The 22,778-nt window shown below is 52.5% G+C and carries 23 protein-coding genes; 13 read left to right on the top strand and 10 right to left on the bottom strand.

Annotated elements, in window-relative coordinates:
* Positions 1-31: 31 nt before the first annotated feature.
* The 5 genes from JJD41_RS18045 to JJD41_RS18025 all read right to left on the bottom strand — a co-directional run bounded on the left by JJD41_RS18045 (position 32) and on the right by JJD41_RS18025 (position 3,227).
* Positions 32-1,672 (bottom strand): ribulose bisphosphate carboxylase small subunit, encoded by a 1,641-nt coding sequence (locus JJD41_RS18045; RefSeq protein WP_200668887.1) that lies wholly within the window; start codon positions 1,670-1,672, stop codon positions 32-34.
* A gap of 88 nt (positions 1,673-1,760) precedes the next feature.
* Positions 1,761-2,069 (bottom strand): EutN/CcmL family microcompartment protein, encoded by a 309-nt coding sequence (locus JJD41_RS18040; protein ID WP_168568868.1) that lies wholly within the window; start codon positions 2,067-2,069, stop codon positions 1,761-1,763.
* A gap of 3 nt (positions 2,070-2,072) precedes the next feature.
* On the bottom strand, positions 2,073-2,414 hold the full coding sequence (locus JJD41_RS18035; RefSeq protein ID WP_168568867.1) for a carbon dioxide-concentrating mechanism protein CcmK: 342 nt from the start codon (positions 2,412-2,414) through the stop codon (positions 2,073-2,075).
* An 84-nt stretch (positions 2,415-2,498) separates the two neighbouring features.
* Positions 2,499-2,810: a carbon dioxide-concentrating mechanism protein CcmK gene (locus JJD41_RS18030; protein WP_168568866.1), complete on the bottom strand. Its 312-nt coding sequence runs from the start codon at positions 2,808-2,810 to the stop codon at positions 2,499-2,501.
* Between the two features lie 105 nt (positions 2,811-2,915).
* Entirely contained in the window at positions 2,916-3,227 is a 312-nt protein-coding gene (locus JJD41_RS18025) for a carbon dioxide-concentrating mechanism protein CcmK (protein ID WP_168568865.1), read from the bottom strand.
* Positions 3,228-3,529: 302 nt separating this feature from the next.
* Here JJD41_RS18025 and JJD41_RS25430 point away from each other — a divergent pair, with 302 nt between their 5' ends.
* The 4 genes from JJD41_RS25430 to JJD41_RS18010 all read left to right on the top strand — a co-directional run bounded on the left by JJD41_RS25430 (position 3,530) and on the right by JJD41_RS18010 (position 8,742).
* Positions 3,530-3,658 carry a hypothetical protein gene (locus JJD41_RS25430; protein WP_255547351.1) on the top strand — a complete coding sequence of 43 codons (129 nt, stop codon included), beginning with the start codon at positions 3,530-3,532 and terminating at the stop codon, positions 3,656-3,658.
* Positions 3,659-3,900: 242 nt separating this feature from the next.
* Positions 3,901-5,757 (top strand): NAD(P)H-quinone oxidoreductase subunit F, encoded by a 1,857-nt coding sequence (locus tag JJD41_RS18020; RefSeq protein WP_200668886.1) that lies wholly within the window; start codon positions 3,901-3,903, stop codon positions 5,755-5,757.
* 76 nt (positions 5,758-5,833) lie between these two features.
* Positions 5,834-7,345 carry an NADH-quinone oxidoreductase subunit M gene (locus JJD41_RS18015; RefSeq protein WP_200668885.1) on the top strand — a complete coding sequence of 504 codons (1,512 nt, stop codon included), beginning with the start codon at positions 5,834-5,836 and terminating at the stop codon, positions 7,343-7,345.
* Between the two features lie 215 nt (positions 7,346-7,560).
* Positions 7,561-8,742, top strand: coding sequence for a CO2 hydration protein (locus tag JJD41_RS18010; RefSeq protein WP_200668884.1), 1,182 nt, complete (start codon positions 7,561-7,563; stop codon positions 8,740-8,742).
* Between the two features lie 103 nt (positions 8,743-8,845).
* Here the strand turns inward: JJD41_RS18010 and JJD41_RS18005 are convergent, their stop codons facing one another.
* The 4 genes from JJD41_RS18005 to JJD41_RS17990 all read right to left on the bottom strand — a co-directional run bounded on the left by JJD41_RS18005 (position 8,846) and on the right by JJD41_RS17990 (position 11,838).
* A complete protein-coding gene (locus tag JJD41_RS18005; RefSeq protein ID WP_234488903.1) occupies positions 8,846-9,931 on the bottom strand; it encodes an NAD(P)H-dependent flavin oxidoreductase in 1,086 nt (361 codons plus the stop codon).
* Positions 9,932-10,170: 239 nt separating this feature from the next.
* A complete protein-coding gene (locus JJD41_RS18000; RefSeq protein ID WP_200668883.1) occupies positions 10,171-10,509 on the bottom strand; it encodes a rhodanese-like domain-containing protein in 339 nt (112 codons plus the stop codon).
* A 168-nt stretch (positions 10,510-10,677) separates the two neighbouring features.
* Positions 10,678-11,238, bottom strand: a complete 561-nt coding sequence (locus JJD41_RS17995) for a DUF2808 domain-containing protein (protein WP_200668882.1) — start codon at positions 11,236-11,238, stop codon at positions 10,678-10,680.
* Between the two features lie 183 nt (positions 11,239-11,421).
* Positions 11,422-11,838 (bottom strand): SCP-2 sterol transfer family protein, encoded by a 417-nt coding sequence (locus tag JJD41_RS17990; RefSeq protein ID WP_200668881.1) that lies wholly within the window; start codon positions 11,836-11,838, stop codon positions 11,422-11,424.
* Between the two features lie 715 nt (positions 11,839-12,553).
* Here JJD41_RS17990 and JJD41_RS17985 point away from each other — a divergent pair.
* The 3 genes from JJD41_RS17985 (at position 12,554) to JJD41_RS17975 (ending at position 14,983) form a co-directional block, all read left to right on the top strand.
* Positions 12,554-12,919, top strand: a complete 366-nt coding sequence (locus JJD41_RS17985) for a DUF1818 family protein (protein ID WP_200668880.1) — start codon at positions 12,554-12,556, stop codon at positions 12,917-12,919.
* Positions 12,920-13,039: 120 nt separating this feature from the next.
* The gene (locus JJD41_RS17980; protein WP_200668879.1) at positions 13,040-14,410 is read left to right on the top strand and encodes a tetratricopeptide repeat protein; all 1,371 of its coding nucleotides are present in this window, start codon (positions 13,040-13,042) and stop codon (positions 14,408-14,410) included.
* A gap of 366 nt (positions 14,411-14,776) precedes the next feature.
* Positions 14,777-14,983: a glycogen debranching protein gene (locus JJD41_RS17975; protein ID WP_168568855.1), complete on the top strand. Its 207-nt coding sequence runs from the start codon at positions 14,777-14,779 to the stop codon at positions 14,981-14,983.
* Positions 14,984-15,007: 24 nt separating this feature from the next.
* Here the strand turns inward: JJD41_RS17975 and JJD41_RS17970 are convergent, their stop codons facing one another.
* Positions 15,008-16,084: a potassium channel family protein gene (locus JJD41_RS17970; RefSeq protein ID WP_200668878.1), complete on the bottom strand. Its 1,077-nt coding sequence runs from the start codon at positions 16,082-16,084 to the stop codon at positions 15,008-15,010.
* A gap of 87 nt (positions 16,085-16,171) precedes the next feature.
* Between JJD41_RS17970 and JJD41_RS17965 the strand changes: the two genes are divergently transcribed.
* The 6 genes from JJD41_RS17965 (at position 16,172) to devC (ending at position 22,579) form a co-directional block, all read left to right on the top strand.
* Positions 16,172-17,071 (top strand): DUF6065 family protein, encoded by a 900-nt coding sequence (locus JJD41_RS17965; RefSeq protein WP_200668877.1) that lies wholly within the window; start codon positions 16,172-16,174, stop codon positions 17,069-17,071.
* Between the two features lie 178 nt (positions 17,072-17,249).
* Positions 17,250-17,555, top strand: coding sequence for a hypothetical protein (locus JJD41_RS17960; RefSeq protein WP_200668876.1), 306 nt, complete (start codon positions 17,250-17,252; stop codon positions 17,553-17,555).
* Positions 17,556-17,769: 214 nt separating this feature from the next.
* Positions 17,770-17,910, top strand: coding sequence for a hypothetical protein (locus JJD41_RS24970; RefSeq protein WP_234488902.1), 141 nt, complete (start codon positions 17,770-17,772; stop codon positions 17,908-17,910).
* Positions 17,911-18,063: 153 nt separating this feature from the next.
* Positions 18,064-19,329, top strand: coding sequence for an aspartate aminotransferase family protein (locus JJD41_RS17950; RefSeq protein WP_200668874.1), 1,266 nt, complete (start codon positions 18,064-18,066; stop codon positions 19,327-19,329).
* Positions 19,330-19,559: 230 nt separating this feature from the next.
* Positions 19,560-21,323 carry an ABC exporter membrane fusion protein gene (locus JJD41_RS17945; RefSeq protein ID WP_200668873.1) on the top strand — a complete coding sequence of 588 codons (1,764 nt, stop codon included), beginning with the start codon at positions 19,560-19,562 and terminating at the stop codon, positions 21,321-21,323.
* Positions 21,324-21,418: 95 nt separating this feature from the next.
* Entirely contained in the window at positions 21,419-22,579 is a 1,161-nt protein-coding gene (gene devC / locus JJD41_RS17940; protein ID WP_200668872.1) for an ABC transporter permease DevC, read from the top strand.
* Positions 22,580-22,778 lie beyond the last annotated feature (199 nt).

Here is a 22,778-nt window from a genome sequence, read left to right as displayed (position 1 = left end):
GGATTGCCAACGAGATGCGATCTAGGGAGATCTACGGTCTTTGAACGATCGTCTCGACCACCCGGCGTTTGGCTTTCGGGTCGATACCGATCAGGCGCACGTATTCCCCGCTATATTGCGACATGAAGTTTTCCAGTCCGGCGATCGCCCCGGCGGCGCTGCTGGCGTCGAGTTGACCGCAACTCTTCCACGACCCAGTACGGAAACGGCGCTCGTCCACGTGTTCCGCGCCGATGCGGAAACCCCCCGCGAGGAGCTGTTGCACTTGTTCGACCACCTCGCGATCGAGCTTGGTACTCGTCGCCGTCGCCGTCGCCGAAGAACTCCCGCCGAAACGGCCACTACTGCTGCCGCTCGCCGGACGGGCGCCCGCACTCGGCGCCGGATCTCCGGGACGCTGGATAATCGTTTCGACCACCCGGCGTTTGGCTTTCGGGTCGATGCCGATCAGGCGCACGTATTCGCCGCTATGTTCCACCAAGCAGGCGGCGAGGGCGTCCATCACTTCGGAAACTTGCTTGCTGTCGATGGGCGCGCAGCTCTTCCACGATCCGGTGCGGAAACGGCGCTCGTCTACGTGCTCCGTACCGATGCGATAGCCACTCTGGATCAGTTGGCGCACTTGTTCGACCACTTCCCCATCAAAACTCGCCGATCCGGCAGTACCCGCACTGGCGGAACTGGGGCGGGAGGGGGTGTAGCTGCTGCTTTGGCTGCTAAAGGTAGCTTGACCGTTGGGGCGTTGGATGATGGTTTCGAGAACCCGGCGTTTGGCTTTCGGATCGATGCCGATCAGGCGCACGTATTCGCCGCGATGTTCCGCCAAACAGGCTTCCAGGGCGCCGACCACTTGCGAGACTTGCTTGCTGTCGATGGGGGCGCAGCTCTTCCACGATCCGGTGCGGAAACGGCGCTCGTCTACATGTTCCGTGCCGATGCGATAGCCGCTATCGAGCAGTTGCCGCACTTGATTCACCACTTCCGGGGAGAGGGTCGAGTTAGAGGAAGAAGCGCCAAAACCGTTAGAATTACTTGCTGTATTCATTTCGTTGCGAATATTGGTAACACAAGCCACGTTTTCCGCACATTGATATCCCGAGCGCAAGGCTTCGTTAATATCGACGACGTGGCGACTAAATTGAATATCGGCCTGTTGCACGTCGGGGAGGCGATCGGCCTGTTGTTGGTTGGTAATCACCGAGCCGGAAGGCACGTATTTTCCGGGGGGAATTTCCACATCTTGAATCAGGGCGTGCATCATGACGATACAGCCTTCTCCCACTCGGGCGTTGAACACGGTGGAACGGAAGCCGATAAAACAGTTATCGCCGACGTAAGCCGGACCGTGAATCAAGGTCATGTGGGTGATCGAGGCATTTTTGCCGATCCAGACGGAATATTCCTTGCCGTCATCGCCGATGACTCGGCCTTTTTCCAAGCCGTGAATGACGACCCCATCTTGGATGTTGCTTCCCGCACCGATATTGAAGGGGAAGCCTTCATCGGCGCGAATCGAGGTTCCCGGTGCAACGAGGACGTTCGGTCCGATACGTACATCCCCGATGATGTTAGAAAAGGAATGAACGTATGCGGATGTATCGATTTGCGGTTCGGCTAAATTTTTCGACCAGGGCGTGGGGGGGGCGGCGACGCCGACGCTACGGACTACCATAATCTTTGATTTCCTCCTTCCTGAAAACGGGTCATTTGTCATTTGTCGCGATCGATTACAAATGACAAATGACAACTGACCGAGACAACTAACGGTACTGGTCTTTTTTGCTATATAGGGTCTGATTTTCGACGGTCACCGTATCGACGATCGCCACGACGGTTGCATCGACGGGACGCTCTTGAGACGATCCGAAGACTTGGCGGGCGGCACTCCCTCGGGTGACGAGTACCCATTCGTCTACCCCAGCTCCTACGCCACTGTCGGCAGCGACCTCGTAGTCGGGCAGCAGTTGCCCGTTTTCGTCGAGCAGTTGCAATAAGAGCAGTTTGACTCCTCGCAAACTCGGTTCTTTTTGCGTGCTGACGACGGTGCCGCGAACTTTAGCCAGTTGCATGGATTACGGTCGATTCATCGGTCGAATTCCGGCGGTACTCTCGCGAAACTGCTCGACAGCTTCGGTGTACCGAATCGGTAGGACGTATTCGAGGTTTTCGTGGGGACGCGCGATAATATGGGTGGACGCGACTTGTCCGCCGTTGACTCGGTTGACGTTTTCGATTCCGGCAGCGACGGAGGCTTGCACTTCGGAGACGTCGCCGCGCACGATCACGGTGACGCGGGCGCTCCCAATTTTTTCATAGCCGACCAAGGTGACGCGGGCGGCTTTCACCATCGCATCGGCAGCTTCGACGACGGCGGGAAACCCGAGGGTTTCGATCATGCCAACAGCGATTGACATCCGTAATAACTCCCAAATTTAATGTTGGTTTGCGTTTGGCTGATTCGATCGCGATCGCCCTTCGAGCGCGATCGCCTCTAACGGTTAGTAACTGCGGAATTGTTCGACGGATTCGGTATATCGAATCGGCAGCACGTATTCGAGGTTTTCGTGGGGACGGGCGATGATGTGGGTGGACGCCACTTGACCCCCATTGACCCGTTTGACGTTTTCGACGCCAGCCGCGACGGAGGCTTGCACTTCCGACACGTCGCCGCGCACGATTACGGTCACGCGACCGCTTCCAATTTTTTCGTATCCGACTAAGGTGACGCGGGCCGCTTTGACCATCGCATCTGCCGCTTCCACAACGGCGGGAAATCCAATCGTTTCGATCATGCCGACGGCAATAGACATTTTCCTGACTCCCAAATGAATTGTTTCAACAAGATTTTATGGTGAGATCGCCCACTTTTAACAAAATATCGATCGCTTGGAATCGATGAGTAGATCGAACTCGATCTAGTAGGTTCGGAACTGCTCGACAGCTTCGGTGTACCGAATCGGCAGGACGTATTCGAGGTTCTCGTGAGGCCGGGCGATAATGTGGGTAGATACAACTTCTCCACCGTTGACCCGCTTGACGTTTTCGACTCCGGCAGCCACGGAGGCTTGTACTTCCGACACGTCGCCGCGCACGATTACGGTGACCCGGGCGCTCCCGATTTTCTCATATCCGACTAAGGTGACGCGAGCGGCTTTGACCATCGCATCTGCCGCTTCTACGACGGCGGGAAACCCCTTGGTTTCAATCATTCCCACGGCGATTGGCATCTGTTTTGTCTCCTGTTAGGATGAGTCGAATTAATAGCATGAAGCTGTCGAGAAAATTTTGACGGGAATTCCCAGTTTTTCTCGCTTTATAAAAGCTTTCAGTGTTCCTCTATCCAGAATAGGTGAAGCTTGTATCTCTTGACAATATAAATAAATATCATGTTGACAAATTAAAGTCATTAACAAAACTAATATCTTAATTAAAATTAATAATTTATTCATAAAATCGACGTACTTGAGGGACGACCTCCGACCCGGGGATCCTCGCCGATCGCGGCGTCAGGGAAGCGGTAGGACGACGGGTGGGAGGGGAAAAGCGACGGCGAGCGATCGCCGCCGAGATCGGTCCGGGGATCGGATCGATCGCCCGGGGGAATGTCCCTCAAGGGCCGTGCAATCGGGACGGGCGATCGCCGAGTTCCCCTAGGTAATGATGCTCTCGGCGATCGTCAAATCTCAGAAAAAGTGACCCGAGCGATTTATCATTTTTCTAGTCTTCCCGTTATTGGTTTTAGCAATAAAACCCTTAAGCTAAAATTAACCAAAACCTTTTTGCGGGTAGATTTTCCTCGAATTCTATCCGTTTGTTCGAGAGAAATAGAACGATCTACCTCCTGATTGAGGCGGAAGGAACGATGATATTTAACCGCAGATAATTACCAGGAAAATTTCGATGAATGAATTTCTCCTCCAAACGAGTTGGTGGATTCCTATATATGGATCGATCGGAGCCGTCTTAACCTTACCGTGGTCTATGGGTATCGTGCGCCGGACCGGGCCGCGTCCCGCGACCTACTTTAACCTCCTGACCACATTGCTCGCCTTCGTCCACGGCCTATTTCTATTTAGAAGTACCTGGGGTCAAGCCCCACAACAGTTAGTCTTTCACTGGCTTACCGTTGCCGATTTAGATTTATCTTTGATCTTTGAAATTTCCCAAGTCAGTACCGGGGCAATGGAACTGGTGACGGGCTTGAGTTTAATCGCCCAACTCTACGCCCTCGGCTACATGGAAAAAGATTGGGCATTAGCCCGTTTCTTTGGGATGATGGGCTTTTTTGAAGGGGCGATGAGCGGCTTGGCGATTAGTAACTCCCTGTTTCTCAGCTACGCCTTGCTCGAAATGCTCACCCTGTCCACCTACCTCATCGTCGGCTTTTGGTACGCCCAGCCCTTAGTCGTTACGGCGGCCCGAGATGCCTTTCTCACCAAGCGCGTCGGCGATATCTTGCTGCTGATGGGGGTCGTCAGTCTCTCGGCCCTGTCCGGGAGCATGAGCTTCTCCGACTTGGAGGCGTGGTCGGAGACCCAGCAACTGTCTCCCTGGATTGCAAACTTGCTGGGATTGGCCTTAATTGCCGGACCGATCGGCAAATGCGCCCAATTTCCCTTACACCTGTGGCTGGACGAAGCCATGGAAGGGCCCAACCCGGCATCGGTGCTGCGAAATTCCCTGGTGGTCTCCTGTGGCGCTTACGTCTTGATTAAATTGCAGCCGATTTTAGCCCTCTCTCCCTTAGCGTCCACTACCGCGATCGTCTTGGGGACGCTGACGGCGATCGGGGCGTCTTTGGTGGCGATCGCCCAAATCGATATCAAACGCACCCTTTCCCACTCCACCAGCGCCTATTTCGGCTTAGTCTTCATCGCGATCGGAATGCAGCACGTCGATATCGCCTTGCTGCTCATCCTCACCCACGCCCTCGCCAAAGCCCTGCTCTTCATCAGCACCGGATCGGTCATCTTAACCACCAACAACCAAAACATCACCGAAATGGGCGGTTTGTGGTCCCGGATGCCCGCCACGACGATCGCCTTCGTCGTCGGCGTCGCCGGATCGATCGACCTGTTCCCCTTGGGCATGTTCTGGGTCTTGCGGCGCTGGGTCAACGGCTTCTGGAGTGTGCCGTGGTGGTTAGTCGCGGTCTTAGTCATCGTCAATGGCTTAACCGCCTTTAACCTAACCCGCGTTTTTACCCTCGTCTTCTTGGGCGAACGGCAAGCCAAAACCCGCCGCGCCCCCGAGGTCGGCTGGCCGATGGCCTTGCCCCTCGTCTCCCTCACCATTGCCACCTTACTCGTTCCGGTGATGTTGCAACATTGGCAATTCTTGCTCAGTTGGACCGGACCGTGGGCGCGAACCGGACCGGACCCGGCACTGTTTTCGGTTCCCTTACTGGTCCTGTCCGGCGTCGTCGGCTGCGTCGTCGGCGGGGCGATTTACATGTCCCCGAGTTGGCCGAAACCCGTGCAGTTGCCGTGGCCTGCGGTGCAGAACCTATTAGCCTACGACTTTTACATCGATCGCCTCTATCGGCTGACCGTGGTCTTCGCCGTCGAGCAGTTTTCTAAAATCACCGCTTGGATCGATCGCTATTTCGTCGATGGTCTGGTCAACTTAGTCGGCTTTGCCACGATTTTTAGCGGTCAGGGCTTGAAATATACCGTTCCGGGTCGTTCCCAACTCTACGTCCTGACCATCCTCGTCGGGATTAGCGTTTTGGGACTGCTGATGAGCTGGTTGTTATAAATCCGATCCATCTTCTCCATCCTCAACCCGCCGAACCTCTCCCGCCGATCGATTTGGATAAGGAGTTTGACCGTCGATGCTCAGTTTGTTAATTGCTTTGCCCATTCTCGGGGCAATCGCGATCGCGCTTTTACCCGAAAAACCTACCTCCAACCGCTTTCGCCAGTTGGCCTTAGCCACGGCGATCGCCGTCTTCCTGTGGACCGTATTTCTCACGACTCAATTCGACTTCAATCAACTCGGATTGCAATTTGAACGATCCGTATCCTGGATCCCTTCCTTGGGATTGAGCTACCGCCTCGGCTTGGATGGCATTTCCCTGCCCTTAGTACTGTTAAACGGCCTGTTAAGCGCGATCGCCATCTACAGCACGTCGCGCTCCATAACCCGCCCCCGCCTGTACTACGCCCTCGTTTTACTCCTGATGGCGGGAGTTTACGGGGCCTTTCTCGCCCAAGATCTGCTGCTGTTCTTCCTCTTTTACGAAATCGAACTGATTCCCCTCTATCTACTGATCGCCATCTGGGGAGGCAAACGGCGCGGGTACGCCGCCACCAAATTTTTAATCTATACCGCCCTTTCCGGCATCTTAATTCTCGCCGCCTTCCTCGGCTTGGTCTGGTTGGGCGGATCGAGTAGCTTTGCTTACCAAGCCTTCGCCGGAAACCATTTACCCCTGACGACTCAACTCGTGCTACTGGGTGCCTTACTCGTCGGGTTCTGCATCAAAATCCCCGTGGTTCCCTTCCATACCTGGTTACCCGACGCCCACGTCGAAGCCTCGACCCCGATTTCGGTCCTGCTGGCGGGAGTCCTGCTCAAATTGGGGACTTACGGCTTATTACGTTTCGGTTACGGCTTGTTTCCCGAAGCGTGGCATTATTTAGCCCCCGGGTTGGCGAGTTGGGCCGTGGTTAGCGTCCTCTACGGGGCCTTAAGCGCGATCGCCCAAACCGATATGAAAAAAATGGTCGCCTACAGTTCGATCGCCCACATGGGCTACATCCTACTCGCCGTCGCCGCCGCCACCCCCATTAGCTTGCTCGCTGCCGTGTTCCAAATGATCGCCCACGGCTTGATCTCCGCCTTGCTGTTCTTACTCGTCGGCATTATTTACCGCAAAGCCGGAACCCGCGATCTCAGTGTCTTGACCGGATTGCTCAACCCCGAACGCGGTTTACCCGTAATCGGCAGTTTGATGGTTCTCGGGGTGATGGCGAGTGCGGGAATTCCGGGCATGGCCGGATTTATCGCCGAATTTTTGGTCTTTCGCGGCAGTTTCACTGAGTTTCCCGTGCAAACTTTGCTCTCGATGGTCGGTACGGGATTGACCGCCGTCTATTTCTTGCTGTTAATTAACCGAGCCTTTTTCGGTCGCTTGTCTGACGTGGTGGTCAATTTGCCCCCGGTTCAGTGGGACGATCGCATTCCGGCGATCGTTCTGGCAGTGTTTATCGTCATTCTCGGTTTACTCCCGAGTCCCTTGGTGGATTTGACGGAAAATCAAACCACTGCCCTGACCCGCTCCCCCTCTACCTTTTCCGTTTCGATCCTCTCCCCGGATCCTTCTCGGGCCGTAGAACCGTAAGGGCGATCGCCAAAACTTTACCCCTATTGACCGTAGAGTTTTGGCGCGATCGCCCGCTCCCCCTCACTTTGGCTGGAGAGCTGCATGGTAAGGTCAAAATAGACAAAATTTATCAAAAACTCCGCGCTTAACCGACCCCTTTCCCCTGATTCCCCACTTATTCATACCAATTCACAGCGATTCGCAACATTTACTAAATTTAGGGTGAAATTCCGATGACCCGTACCGCATTTAAACCATCCAATCATCCCCTAGCCGCTTATATCGAACGCCTGGAAGCAGGCGGCGACTTACTCCCGGACAGCCCGGAAAACCTCGTCGAAGTCGTCGGCATTTTAAAAAGTTATGGCGTCGTCCTCGATGCCTATTCCAACAACTTAATTTATATCGCCGACCATCAATTTTTAGTCTTCTTTCCCTTTTTTAAATACTTCAACGGCGACATTAACCCCGCCAAGTTGCTCCGCCACTGGTGGCACGATCGCATCAACTACGAATACGCCGAATATGTCATGAAAGTGATGATGTGGCACGGCGGCGGCGGTCTCGACGACTATCTCGATACCGAGCAATTCAAACAGTTAGCCGAAAAAGCCATTCGCGCTAAATTCAAATTCAATCCCGCCATCTCAGCCATTCACGCCATTTTCCCCGATTTCTTGCCGGAGTACGTGCGGCAGTCGTGCTACTATAGCGCACTCGGTCAATTCTGGCGGGTGATGAGCGATATTTTTCTCACCCTCTCCGACCGCTACGATGCCGGAGAGATTCAATCGATTCCCGAAGTCGTCCAATATATCCTCGATGGTTTGGTCGCCGCCGCCAGCAAGCCGATTACCTATGCCGTCAAGATCGGCGATCGCACTTACGACATCCTTCCCAAATCTGCCGGGTTGACCTTCTTAATGGATACCGCCGTCCCTTATGTCGATACGATTTTCTTCCGGGGTACCCCTTTCCCGGGGACGATTTCTTATAATGCCCAAGCCCATCAAATCCCCTATTTTCAAAGGGATTTCGCTTATGGCGCCTTGTATGCCGATCCCTTGCCGACCGGGGGCGCGGGCATTCCGCCGACGTTGTTGATGCAAGATATGCGCCACTATTTGCCGGATTATCTGCACGAAGTTTACCGGACTAACTGCCGGGGGGAAGATGACATCCGGGTGCAAATCTGTCAGAGTTTCCAAAAATCGATGTTCTGCGTGACCACTGCCGCAATTAAAGGGTTGGCCCCCCATCCCCTGACGACGACTAACCCGGAAGAACGCGAAGCCAATCGCCAGTATTTAGAAACCTGGATGGACCGTTTTATCACTTCGCGCCTGCAAATGGTCAACCAACCGACCGAACGCGCCTGTCAACTGTTTCCCGAACCGTCGGAAAAAACCAAATAAATTCAACGAAATCAATATATCAATCTAATCTAGGGGCGAACAATTTTTCTGGTTCGCCCCTAGATTGTCTTTTGATGGGCCGATCGCTTTTTCGAGCGATCGCCTAACTGGCGACTAATTGCGCCATCACGTCGGCGACGGGGACGATTTTTCGAGCGCGTCCGGCGTTACTTCCGGCGAAGATCAAGCCATTTTCGACGTCGCCGCGCGCGGCGCGATCGAGGGCCTGCACGATACAATAGGTCTGGCGCCGATCGCGACAGGCGCACACTTGCAAGCAGTTCGCCAGACATTTTGTCTCTAATTCGTCGGAATTGGCGATCGCTTTTTCGACGAAGGGGTTTTTTAAGGCCCGTCCGGGTAACCCGACGGGAGAGGGAACGATCACCACGTCTTCCGGACGGGCCCGACAGTGGAATTCTTTATAGCGTACGTCGGCATCGCATTCGTCGGTGGTGATAAAGCGCGTGCCGATTTGCACCCCCGCCGCACCTAGTGCGATCGCGCGATCGATGTCGCCGCGATCCCAGATTCCTCCCGCCGCGATGACGGGAATGGGGCGATCGTATTCGCTGTTGAGAAATTCGATTAACTCGGGGATGACGCGATCGGCGTCGAGGGCGGGATCGTCGAGTTCTTCGTATTTCGCGCCTAAGTGACCGCCTGCGGTATTGGGATTTTCGACGACGAAGGCATCCGGGAGGCGATCGTAAAGCCGTTCCCACTTGCGACAGATAACTTTCGCCGCCCGAGTGGAGGAGACGATCGGTACGAGGGCAACGTCGGGATGGTCTTTTGTATATTTCGGCAGGTGAATGGGTAATCCCGCACCTGAGATAATTAAATTGACGCCGCGTTCCGCCGCCGTTCTCACTAACGTTTCGTAATCTCGGGCGACGACCATCGCGTTAATCCCGAGAATGCCGTCCGGACTGAGGGCGCGGGCTTGGTTTAATTCGTCGATTAATGCTAACCGATTGGCTTCAAAAAAATTCCCTTTTTTCTGTTGGCGATCGTAGTAGGGCGAGTTCAGTCCCAATCCGACTGCAGAAACAATCCCAATTCCTCCGGCATTCGCGACGGCTGCCGCGAGTTTGGCTCCCGAAATTCTAATCCCCATACCGCCTTGTACGATCGGGTAGCGGGCGGTATGTCGGCCTATTTGAAGCGTGGGTAAAGAGGTCATCATCTGTTTTGAGAACGGTTAATTTTGTCTTGATTTCAATGAGTCATTGATGAGGAAAACCCCTTGTCTCGAAAAGCAGAAACAAGAGGTTTTTGGCTGTTAGAGAGGGAGAAATTTGAGGGAATTTAGAGTTGAGAGTTTAGATTTTAGATGGAGGGAAGGGGGAATTAGAACGGGCGACCCTCTTCCCTTTTACTTTTTGCCTACTCCCTACTCCCCTTCCTCTGGCCTTTTGCCTCTTTCTAAGCTTCACTTCTGCCTTGCTTGAGGCCATATCCGGATTGTTGCCAGCCCATACATCCACCTTGCAAGTTGTAGACTTTTTGATAGCCTTGGGCGACGAGCCAGTGACCGAGGGCGGCGCTACGGGCGCCGGACATGCAAGTGACGACGATCGCCCGATCTTTGGGGAGTTCTTGGAGAATGCGATCGCGGCTCATCCGTTTGGCGCCGGGAATGTGACCGAAGAGATACTCTAAAAATCCGCGCACGTCGATAATTTCTAATTGCTGTTTACGGGATTTTAATTGAGAGGGGGTCAGGGTTTTCAGGGTTGCCTTGCGTTGTTTGGTTTGAGCCATTGGTTGCAGATTCTCCTATTTGCAAGTTCAATGAGGGTTGGAGTTTGAAATCAATCTGAAATCTGGGTAAAGTTGAGAAAATTTAGGATAGCTTTGACGAAGCTGACACTCTCAAGATCTGCCCCAATTCTTCTTCGATTAGGGGGGTCTTCATCGTGCGGTTTGGTGTTAGCTGCCACCGTCTAAGGATAACTGGTGCAAGCCTAAGAATTGACCGCGAACTTGTTCGCCTTCGGGAAAAGCGGTGACGCCAAAGAGATAGAAACCATCTAATTCGGGATTGCGATCGGTGTGCAGGCGAATGGTGACTTTTTCGCCGGGTTCGATCGCGCGATCGAAGGAAAATGTCCAAGAGCGATCGTTATTGGGATCGGAATTCATTCGTTCGAGGGCAATTTTTCTCCCCCCGCGTCCGCCTTCACAGGCTACGGAAGCATCGAAGTTAAAGTCGAGTGCTTCGGCTCCTTCCGGTTGGGTGATGGTCACTTGTTTGAGCGCTTCTCCCGCACTTTCGGGAACTTCGAGGGTGAAGTAATAGTTTGACGGAACGCTCGCACAAGGATGATTGGCGGAGAGTGAGACAAAACGCGGCGGGGCTTCAAAGGCGATCGTGCCGTCAGGCAGTTCTACCGCACTCGCAGGGGTGGCGATCGCGCCGAGACTGCCTAAGCCAATCGCTACGGTGGTCAAAAGGGAGGAGGGGGAAAATAAATGGGTTAAGCGTTGCATTGAATGTACCTTTCTTTTTGATTGCTGATTTAACTATATATCTAATTAGTTATGTATGTAAATCTGTATTTTTGCTTATTTTTGCAATTAATAGAATCTTTTCAAAAAAGAACAGAGAGGCGCCAACTGTCCCCCCTGTTCGCTCGGACTCAGAGGTAGAATCGCTCTTTTTAGAGGGAGGAGTTAGCTGACACTTGAGTGAGCAGGAACTCGTCCCATCACGGCAAAACTTTTGACAAATGGTCCGGCCATGCGCGGATCTTTAATCATGGCGCCGTAGTCGCCTACGGGAAAGACGATATTGCGCTTCATGTAGGCCATACTCAGACCCATCATATTTAATCCTTGGGAAAGCCATTTTTCCCAGCTTTCTCGGGAAGCGCGCAAATCCCAATTCAGGGTTTGACCGTCGTAGCTTCCGGCGTTCACTGCTTTTCCGTTGACAATTTCAATAAAGCCAGTGGGGCGATCGCTATCTTTAAACCCATAGCCAATAATAGAATTAAAATTGATTTTAGCGAGAGAAGTGGTGAGTTCTTCATCGGCATTCCATGCTTCTTTAAATTGCTCCATCCATTGGGCAGAAAACAAATCTGACATCGATAATGCTCCTAGTTTTAATTGACGAGACTCCGGCTAATTTTTGCTAAATGTAGCCGATTCGATCTAGAGATTGGGTTTTCAATATTTTTGTAAAATCCCAATTTCTAGAGGCGATCGCTGTTGCAGTTCAAAGGGGTTTGACCGATCGCTTTTTAGTTAAAATCGCAAAAGCTTGAGGAATTTTTTAGAGAGAAAAAGGGGGAAGCGATCGCGATATTGGCATCAAATCAAGTTGTTTGTGAGGATGCGGACTCACCCAAATATCATTGGGTGGGGGGGTAGCCGAGGGGGAATGAAACAGTCCGAATCCAACAGCAAAAACAACCAGTAAGACATCGACTATGAGAAAAACCGATAGTAGTTGTCTGATTTGACGCCACACGATCGCTCACCTCTAGGTTCTAAATCAGTTAGGAGTTTGACGTTCTGGAAGGGGGTATACAACCAGAACGTCATTGCAGACTGGGCTTTCCACTCGGATTGTCCTTGCGGTCGATTCGAGTGGACGTGGCGATCGCGCCTCGCCCAGCGATCGATGGGTGCGGACTCTCTAACTCTACTCAAACATAACTATATAGTTGTTTTACGAATAAGTCAAGAAATAAAAAACAATTGGTCTCAAAGCCTTACCCGTGCTGGCTCTCGGCGATCGAGCAGGGGGGATCGGGTTCGGGTCACGGTACGCTGGATCCGAAAAAATAGGAAAGGGTCGATGGAGAAAATTCTCAAAAGTGGCGAAGGCTGGCGCTTGGGGTGGAATCCACAAGCGGAAATCCATCGAGGTTTAGTGGGAAGTGACGATTGGGCGATCGAATTGAGTGAAAGTGAGTTAGACGATTTTTGTCGGCTGCTCAATCAGTTGGCGACCACGATGGCGCAAATGGCTGAGGAGTTGATGGAGGAAGAACGGATCGCTTGTGAAGCGCAAAGCGATTTATTGTGGATGGAGGTTGAAGGCTATCCGGAGGCTTACAGCTTGCGCTTTATTCTCAATGAAGGGCGACGGGGTGAGGGGTTTTGGCCCGCCCGGGTAGTTCCGGAGTTGATTGCGGCGGCGCGAGTGCTGAAAGTCTTTTAAACCCGAGGGAGGGCGATCGCGCAGTGAGTGCGAAGCCCGATCGCGCCGGGAAAGCCAGACGCGCACAGAACCGAGCCACCTCCTAAAATGATTGAAGGAATAGTGCCAGAGGGTGAATTCATGGTCAAGGGGATTTGGCAAAAGTGGTTGGGGAGTGGGAACAGTCAGCCCCCTCGCCGACAACCAGAGGAAACGACAGCAACGCCTGCGAGTCCGCCCCCACCTTTGGAAGCAGAAGATTACGAATTACTGTTTCGACAGATTCGCGAAGGAATGATGACGGGATGGGATCGATCGCGCGTCGTTCAATTTTTCGAGGTGCTCGGGTCTCGGGGGGACGATCGCCTCTGGGCCGAGTGGCTGAGAGGGTACGGCGATCGCCTGTTGGCGCAAAACTCGTCAAGTCGAGAACTGGCCGTCGTTTTAACCCGTTTGGGTCAGATGCAAATCGGCGAATTCAGCAAAGTTGCGATTAGTATTGGCAGCCAGTTACTCGAACGGCAGATGGGGGTACAGACGCCACCCCCTCCACCCGTAGCGCCACCCCCGCCGCCGCCTGCAACGTCGGCAACCCCTTCGGCGACGGAAGCGGGAGAAGGTTCGCAACAGGAAAGTTCGGAACCTCCGGTGTCAGAATCGGGGATCTCGGAATATGAAGTTTCCGAACATGAAGTTTCCGAACATGAAGTTTCGGACTCTCAAGTGTCTTTGAGTCCAGACGAGTATTTCCAAAAAGGGAACGAACAAGTCAGCCAACAAGATTGGGAAGGGGCGATCGCGTCGTATCGTAAAGCGATCGAAATCAAGCCGGATTTTGGGGCGGCGTGGATTAATCTCGGTGGGGTGCATTTTTACGCGCAACAGTATCCGGAAGCGTTGGAAGCCTTCGATCGCGCTACGGCTTTTGCCGCAGACAATCCCAGTTTGTGGTTCAATCACGGCTTTACTTTATCGATGCTCATTCGACCGATCGAGGCGATCGAATCTTATAAAAAGGCGATCGAACTCAAGGGAGATTTTATCCAAGCGTGGCAACATCGGGGGATCGAACTGTCGAAACTACACCGCCATGAAGAGGCGATCGCCTGTTACGAAAAAGCGATTCAAATTAAGCCCGATTTTGCCGAAGGCTGGACCGGACGGGGCAATGCGTTAATGCAATTGGAACGGTACGAGGAAGCCACGACCTGTTACGATCGAGCGATTCAATTCCAATCGAATTATGTGGAAGCTTGGTTTAATCGGGGCTTGGTGTTGATGCAGCAACAGAAACCGCAAGAGGCGATCGCCTCTTTTGAACAAGTGGCGCAGTTGCAACCGCAAAACGATCGCGCCTGGATTAATGTTGGCTTAATTTATCTGAGCCTTCAGAACTACGATCGCGCGATCGCTGCCTTCGATACGGTTTTACAACTGCGACCCAACGACCCGGACGCGATCGCTTTGCGCGAACAAGCCCTCAAGCAAAAAGAGCACAATCCCGATGCTTAAACTACAGCTTTAACCGATCGAAATTGACGATCCAGGCGGGTGAACTTGCCCGTCTGCGATCGCTTCAATCGATGAATCGACCGATTAGGGATCGCTCTTAGTAGAAAATTGAGCAAGTTTCGATCGAGCGGGGGTTTGAGTGAGGAGATTGGCCACTTATGGGAAAATTTTTTGGGAGTTTGCGATCGTCCGCTAGGGAGGCGATCGCTCTTAGTTGAGACCTTATTTGAGAAGATAAAAGTTAAATTGTTTCGATCGATACCATCGAGTTTGTTTTGTTAAAGATCGTGTTTTTCCCTTGATTCATTGCCATCAATTAATGTATAAAATACATAAATAAAACCTCAAAACTAAGGAGATTTTAGGATGACCATCTGGGTAAACGAGCAAGTCGATCCGTCGGGGATGATTTACGCTTGCATCGCTTGTTCCGACGAACAGCAAGCCCAAAAATGCCATCAAGAGTTTTTAGAAAACCTCAGCGACGAACAGAAACAAACGGGCTGGATTGCCCGGATGAGAACGGTGAGTTCCTGGGATGAAGTTCCGGTCAGTGCGTTGAAACTGTCCTGAAAAAGACCGTGACAGGCGATCGCCTCACGGTTGGGGTGGAAACTTGCGCGGGAGGCGCGGCGTTTTCGCCTTTAGAGGGCTGAGAATTTGGTTGAGGCGGCGAAGCTGCTGGGCCGTCCCCATACAAATGAGCGTATCGCCGGGTAAGACCATCGTGTCTGCCGTCGGACCGCCGATCAGGTTGCCATCGCTGCGGCGAATCGCGAGAACCAACGCCCCCGATCGCGATCGCAGGCGCGTATCGGCGAGAGTTTGACCTTCACAGGGACAGGCGCCGGGTTCGATGCGAAACTCTTCGAGATAGAACGCGCGATCGGCCCCGGTAATGATCCCATCGACAAAATCCATCACCTGGGGTCGCAACGCCGCCGCCGCCATCCGCCGACCTCCGGTAATGTAAGGAGAAATGACCGCATCGGCGCCGCCACGCTGAAGTTTTTGCACCGCTTCCTCGCTGTTGGCGCGGGCGATCGACCGAATTTTCGGATTGAGTGTTTTCGCCGAAATCACCGTATAGAGATTTTCCGCATCCGAAGGCATCGCCGTCACCAAACACACGGCGCGATCGATCCCGACCTTCATCAACGTTGCATCTAAAGTAGCATCCGCCTGAATCGTGATATAGCCGAGGTCTTGGGCGATTTGAATCTGTTCCGTATCGGTATCGATCACCACAAACGGAATATTTTCCGCACTGAACTCATAGGCGATCTGACGCCCGGTGCGACCGAAACCACAAAGGATGTAATGATTGGAGAGAGTGTCTAACAAGCGTTGTTGCTGTCTCAAACGCAGTCCATCTTGAAAGTATCCCTGAATCAGGGCTTCTGTAAAGCGGTTGACGATGTAACCGATACTGACCAGACCCATCGCAATCAGCGACACCGTAAACAAGCGACCCCGTTCGCCGAGGGGGTGGACTTCCATATAGCCGACCGTCGAGAGGGTAATCGCCGTCATGTACGCCGCATCCGACAGCTTCCAACCTTCCACCAACCAGTACCACAACGTCCCAATTAACAAAACTCCGGCGAGTCCCACCCCTCCGGCGAGTAATTCATTGCGTATGCGTCGGTATTTTTTCTGAAAATTAGAATACAAGGATTTTGAGAGGGGGGACTCAGTGAAACCTAGCGGCTTAGTTTACCATGGGTATCAATGCGATCGAATGGGTAGTGGAGAACTATTTTGGCCGAACCGAATCAAACCATACATATCACCCTACCGCCGTTGAAAATTACCCTTAAAGACGGCCAGCAAGCGACTTTGGAGTGGCAACCGCAAGCCCAGAATCCCCCGGCGCCAGCGCCATCGCCAGAGGATCGAAGTCGGTATGAAATTAAAGCCTATCCGATTAGTTCGACGGAGGGCTGGACCATCGAACCTGCACCGCCACGGCGAGAATGGATGGATCGGATCCCCCACGGATTTGCTTATCGTTGTTTGCCTTTAGTGATGGCGAATCAGATGGGTTGGATCGTGCGCTGTCCGACGGACTTCGAGGCGGTCTGGAACGGACAAATGCATTATCTCAATTCGATCGCCATCCGGTTTAAGGAAGAAGGGACGCCCTATGAAAAATTGATTGCGTCTCACTTCGGTTCGGGAATCCTCACTTTTTCCCTGCCGTGGCTGTTTCGGACGCCGCCGGGAATTGGGTTGATGGTACGCGGGGCGACGAATTTTTTCAAATTCAATGCGGCGCCTTTGGACGGGGCGATCGAAACGGACTGGTCTCCTTATAGTTTTACGATGAATTGGAAGATCGTCGAAAAAGATATTCCGGTGAAGTTTAGCAAAGGGGATCCGATTTGTATGTTGGTTCCCTATCCGATGGATTTACTCGAACGCTTCGATGCGGGGTTTGTCTCGATGGAAAGCGACCCAAAATTGAAGCAAGATTATTATCAGTGGCATCAATCGCGCAATTCATTCAACCAGCGCCGCGATCGCACTCCCCTAGAATGGCAGAAAAACTATTATGGCGGCAAAGGGCCCGACAATACCCCAGCGCCGAATCATCGCACGTCATTTAAGTTATCTCGATTCGATAAATCGAAACCGTCGGCCCAGGAAGGGGAAAGCTGAGTCGGGAGTCCGTAGCGCGCTCATCAGACCCGCTACCGGGCAACTGTTCACCCCTATTTAAGTTGAGTGGCAATTTAGGAAAAATTGCCTATTTTATGGTTATTTATCTTAGCTTTTGGTACATTACTCGCACCGATCGGGCAAAAAATGCCGTTTTTAAGAAATTAGATCCGATCTCATGAGTAATATCGAACAGGGTAAATCCGGACTTCCTCGTTTTTATGTTGACGTGCGCGATCGACAAGGGACTTTACGTCGAGCTGTATTGAGTGAAGCTCGTCAAAGCGATATGCCCCAGGATTGGACTTGTGAATGGGTTACTTTTTGGGCTCGGTCTGATTTTGATTGTGAAGCAATCATTAAAATGGAGTATCGGAACCATCTAATGGGTCTGATTAGATTTGCCATATATCCTTACCCCTGTGACGAGCCAGAATTTGTCTATATTCATAATGTCGAATCTCAAATAACACAAAAACGTTGAGTAGATCCAGTAGGTTTTTGGTTGCTCTGGTATGCCTGTAAGACTGCCTTAGAGTATTGTTCTGGAGATGAGTCAGAATCGATCGTTTTGTTGGATTCTCTAGAAGATGCTATCCCTTACTATCGAGATAAAGGTAAAATGGAAGGTATCGGTTATGCTTTCAGGTTTACAAAGGAAGGCACGCGCGAATTTTGTCAACGACAAGAAAATACCTTTGAGATTCCAGCCGAATTCTAGGGAAGACTGGATGGAAGATTTTAGCGATCGCTTTACGATCGCCGGGAGTCCCACCGACATAAATCACCAAGAATTTTATGACTATTTGAAACATCGTACTTATCGAGACTCGAAGTAGATCGTCAAAACCATATCTTGGGCAAAAATGCCTAACATCCCCACGAGACCTTGATTGGCGATCGATCGCTCATACAAATCTGCTAACCTCTCCAGATCCCAAAATCGACCCGGTTTAGAATAGGTCAATTCAGTTTTTATTTTTGGGATGCTCATGAGTCCAGAGAGTGTGTTAGACAATCCGGCGGTAGAGAACACCCCTTTCGATGCGGACGAGTTCGATCGCGTGGTGATGAAAACTTACGGGCGTTTCGCGATCGCCCTCGAACGCGGTCGAGGGTGTCGGGTGTGGGATAGCGACGGCAAAGAATACCTCGATTTCGTGGCGGGGATTGCCACCTGTACCCTCGGTCACGCCCATCCGGCGATGGTGGAAGCAGTCAACCGTCAGATTCAAAAACTGCACCACGTCTCGAATTTATATTACATTCGCGAACAAGGGGAGCTGGCGAAATGGCTGGTCGATCGCTCCTGCGCCGATCGCGCGTTTTTCTGCAATTCCGGGGCGGAAGCGAACGAAGGGGCGATTAAATTAAGCCGTAAGTACGCCCATACGGTCTTAAACATCGACGAACCCGTGATTTTAACGGCCAACGCCAGTTTTCACGGGCGGACCCTGGCGACGATTACGGCGACGGGACAGCCGAAATATCAGAAAAACTTCAACCCCTTAGTGCCCGGTTTTCACTACGTCCCCTATAACGATTTCGAGGCGATCGCGGCGGCGATCGCCGAACTCGACGGCGGCGAAAAACGCCGGGTGGCGGCCATTTTACTCGAACCGTTACAAGGAGAAGGGGGTGTCCGTCCTGGCGATCGCGCCTACTTCCAAAAGGTCCGGCAACTGTGCGACGAGAAAGGCATTTTGTTAATTCTAGACGAAGTGCAGGTCGGCATGGGTCGCAGTGGCAAACTCTGGGGATACGAACACCTCGGAATCGAACCGGATATCTTCACCTCGGCGAAAGGATTGGGCGGCGGGATTCCCATCGGGGCGCTGCTGTGTAAGTCGTCGTGCGATGTCTTCGAGCCCGGAGATCATGCCAGTACCTTTGGCGGGAACCCCTTTGCTTGCGGGGTCGCCTTGGCGGTCTGCGAAACTCTGGAACGGGAAAATCTGGTCGAAAATGCCCTCAAACGGGGGGAACAGTTGCGTGCGGGCTTGCAGGCGATCGCCGATCGCTACCCGCAGTTATTCGTCGAAGTACGCGGTTGGGGATTGATCGACGGGATCGAAATTGCCGCCGAGTCGGAGGTCACCTCGATCGAGATCGTCAAAGCGGCGATCGCCGAAGGTTTGCTCTTAGTCCCGGCGGGACCGAAAGTGGTGCGCTTCGTCCCTCCGGCGATCGTCACCGAAGCCGAAATCGATCGCGCCTTGGAAATGGTCGATCGCGCGATCTCTGCCCGGGTCAGTTAATCGAGACCCCGCCCTAGATCCCGACAACCAAGCCCGTCCGAGGCTTGGTTTTTTGCTGGAAAAATGCCATCTTCGGGGGGTTCGCGAAGGGTCTCCAGAGGAGAATCGCCCGTCTCGATTCGTCGAAATTTGTGGCCATTTTCCGATCGCGGGGGTGAAAATCGGGGGTCTGACCCCTTAAGATGAAAATACAGATTAACTTTTAAGCCCACGAGGGGTGAGCTAAACCCATGGCTCCCGAATCTCCACCCACAGGCGAACGAGGACCTCAACTGAATTCAAAAGGAAGAGAACCCAACCCTACAGACTTCCTCTCGACCCCCGTGGGCAGAAATAACCGTTTGCCCGTCGATCCCACCTCGGAAGTCCCCAAAAGTTTTATCCCGGGCTGGTTGGTGGCGATCGCCACGGTCGGCGCCGTCGTTACCGGGGGCATTTCCCTGTACACCCTGTTGCAATTCAATCCCCTCAGTGACAATCGCCCGACCGTCGGGACCGATTCCAAAACCCGAACGACCCAAATGTATACCGTGAGTGCCTTGGGACGGTTGGAACCGGAAGGCGAAATCGTCCAACTGACCGCGCCGATGTCTTTTGAAGGCGAACGCTTGGAAAAACTGCTCGTCGAAGAAGGCGATCGCGTCCGCAAAAACCAGGCGATCGCCATTATGGACAGTCGCAACCGCCTCACCGCCGCCCTCGACATCGCCAAACAGCAAGTGCAAATCGCCCAAGCCCAATTAGGACAAGTCAGGGCCGGGGCCAAAGCCGGAGACATCGCCGCCCAAGAAGCGGCGATCGCCCGTTTGAACGCCCAACTCCCCACGGAAATCGCCGCCCAACAAGCCACGATCTCCCGCCTCGAAGCCCAACTTCAAGGGGATCTGAGCGCCCAACAAGCCACGATCTCCCGTCTCGAAGCCCAGTTACAAGAAGATCGCGTTGCCCAAAACGCTCAAATTGCCCGCCTCGAAGCCCAATTTCAAGGGGACGTTACCGCAGCCCGCGCCACCCTCGATCGCCTCCGCGCCGAATTACAAGGTCGGATCGCCGCCCAAACTACGACCGTCGCCCGTCTCGAAGCCCAATTACGCAACGCCAGCGCCGAATACCAGCGCTATCAAAATCTCTATCGCGAAGGGGTCGTCAGCGAATCCCTATTCGACTCCAAACGCTTGGACCTCGAAACCAGCTTGCAAGAAGTGAAAGAAGCTTACGCGATTTTAGACGAAATTCGAGCTACCGGAGACAAGCAACTCGAAGAAGCCAGCGCCAACTTGCAACGCCTGGAAGTGACCGGACGCAAGCAAATTGAAGAAGCCAAAGCCGCCTTAGCCCGCATCGAAGCCACCGGACGGGAACAACTCAACGAAGCCCGCGCCATTCTAGAGCAAATCCGCAGTACCGGACGGGAACAGATCGCCGAATCCCGGGTGAATTTAGACCGGATCGTGGTGACCCGCGAACAGGATAAAAAACAAGCCGAATCGACGTTAGAGAGTATCGCCGAAGTGCGAACGGTGGACGTCCAAGCCGCACAAGCCGAGGTCGATCGCGCGATCGCGGGGGTGAAAGAAGCCCAAGCGCGCCTCGACGAAGCATACGTGCGATCCCCGATTGACGGTCGCGTCATGACAATCCACACCCGCCCCGGCGAAACCGTCGGCGATCTCGGGATCGTCGAACTCGGTCGCACCGATCGCATGTACGCCGTCGCCGAAGTCTACGAAACCGACATCAAAAACGTCCGCGTCGGTCAACGGGCGACCATTTCCAGCGACGCTTTTGAGGGGGAATTGCAAGGGACGGTGGAGACGGTCGGCTTAAAAATTGGCAAAAAAGATATCCTCGATACCGACCCCGCCGCCGATGTAGACGTGCGCGTGATCGAAGTCAAAATCCGCCTCGATCCCGAACATAGCGATCGCGTCGCCAGCTTGACCAACTTGCAAGTCAGCGTCGAAATTGCCACCCTCACCCCCCAAGAAAATTAATCGTTTTCAATCCGATTCACTTGAAAATTTCACTTGAAAATTTCAAGTGAAAATTCGATCTCTTTCATCTAAACTCACCCTAGTTGTTTGAAATCATGTTCCGTCACAAAATTCCCCTCGCTTGGTGCCAACTGACCCGCGAAAAAAGTCGCTTGTTCGTCGCCTTAGCGGGGATTAGTTTTGCCAATACCTTGATGTTCATGCAACTGGGCTTTCGCGACGCCCTCTTCGACAGTTCCACTCGAATGCATCAAAATCTCAACACTGATTTGGTCTTGATCGATCCGAAGTCCGAGGCGTTAATTGCCATGCAGTCGTTTTCATGGCGGCGTTTGTATCAAGTTTTAGCCTTTGAAGAAGTCGAATCGATCGACCCGTTATATCTGGGATTGATTAATTGGAAAAATCCGGTAGAGAAAAACGATCGCTCCATTCTGGTGATGGGTTTTAATCCCAACAAACCTGCTTTAACAATGCCGGAAGTTAACCAGCATTTGGACAAAATAAAACTGCAAGATGTGGTGCTGTTCGATCGCGATTCTCGCCCGGAATTTGGCCCCATTCCCGATTTACTCGCCGAGAAAGGTTCTGTCGAAACCGAAGTGGGGATGCGCCGGATTCAGGTTCGCGGCTTATTTTCGATGGGGGCTTCTTTTGCTGCCGACGGCAATATTATCACTAGTGATTTGAATTTTATTCGCTTATTTGAAGAGCGCGATTACGGTCAAATTGATGTCGGCTTAATTCAGCTCAAACCGGGAGCCGATCCGGAAAAAGTTCGCCAAAAAATTGATGACTATTTACCGGAAGACGTGCGGGTTTTGACTCATCAAGGGTTTATCGAGTTCGAGCAGGACTATTGGGCGACGAGTACGGCGATCGGCTTTATTTTCGGCTTGGGTGTGGCGATGGGTTTTATTGTCGGTATCGTCATCGTTTATCAGATTCTCTACACCGATGTTTCGGATCACTTGGCGGAATATGCTACGCTCAAGGCGATGGGATATCGAGATTTGTATTTTTTAAGTGTGGTGTTTCAAGAAGCATTAATTTTAGCTATTTTGGGCTATTTCCCAGGATTTTCATTATGTAGTTTTTTCCTCTATTCTTTAACTCAGAATGCCACTCGACTCCCGGTTTACATGACGGCTTCTCGGGCTTTATTCGTGTTTTGTTTGACATTAGTTATGTGTGCCATTTCAGGGGCGATCGCAGTACGTAAATTAGGCGCCGCCGATCCGGCAGATATTTTTTAAAGGCAGATGTTTTGAGGGATATTTGAATCGATCGCAAACATCGATCGGTTGAGGCGATCGCCAATGTACAGCAATTGGCGCTGTCATGAGGTACAAGAGGCAAAGATCCCCCTACCCCCCTTAAATCCCCCTAAATCCACCTTATTAAGGGGGATTTAGGGGGATCGAAATGTACCGCCCAACAGCGAAAACTGCTGTA

It is taken from the genome of Oxynema mangrovii CENA135 (assembly GCF_016632315.1).
Classification (GTDB): domain Bacteria; phylum Cyanobacteriota; class Cyanobacteriia; order Cyanobacteriales; family Laspinemataceae; genus Oxynema; species Oxynema aestuarii.
Note: the sequence above shows the minus strand (reverse complement) of the source record. Positions and strands in the feature narration are given on the sequence as shown.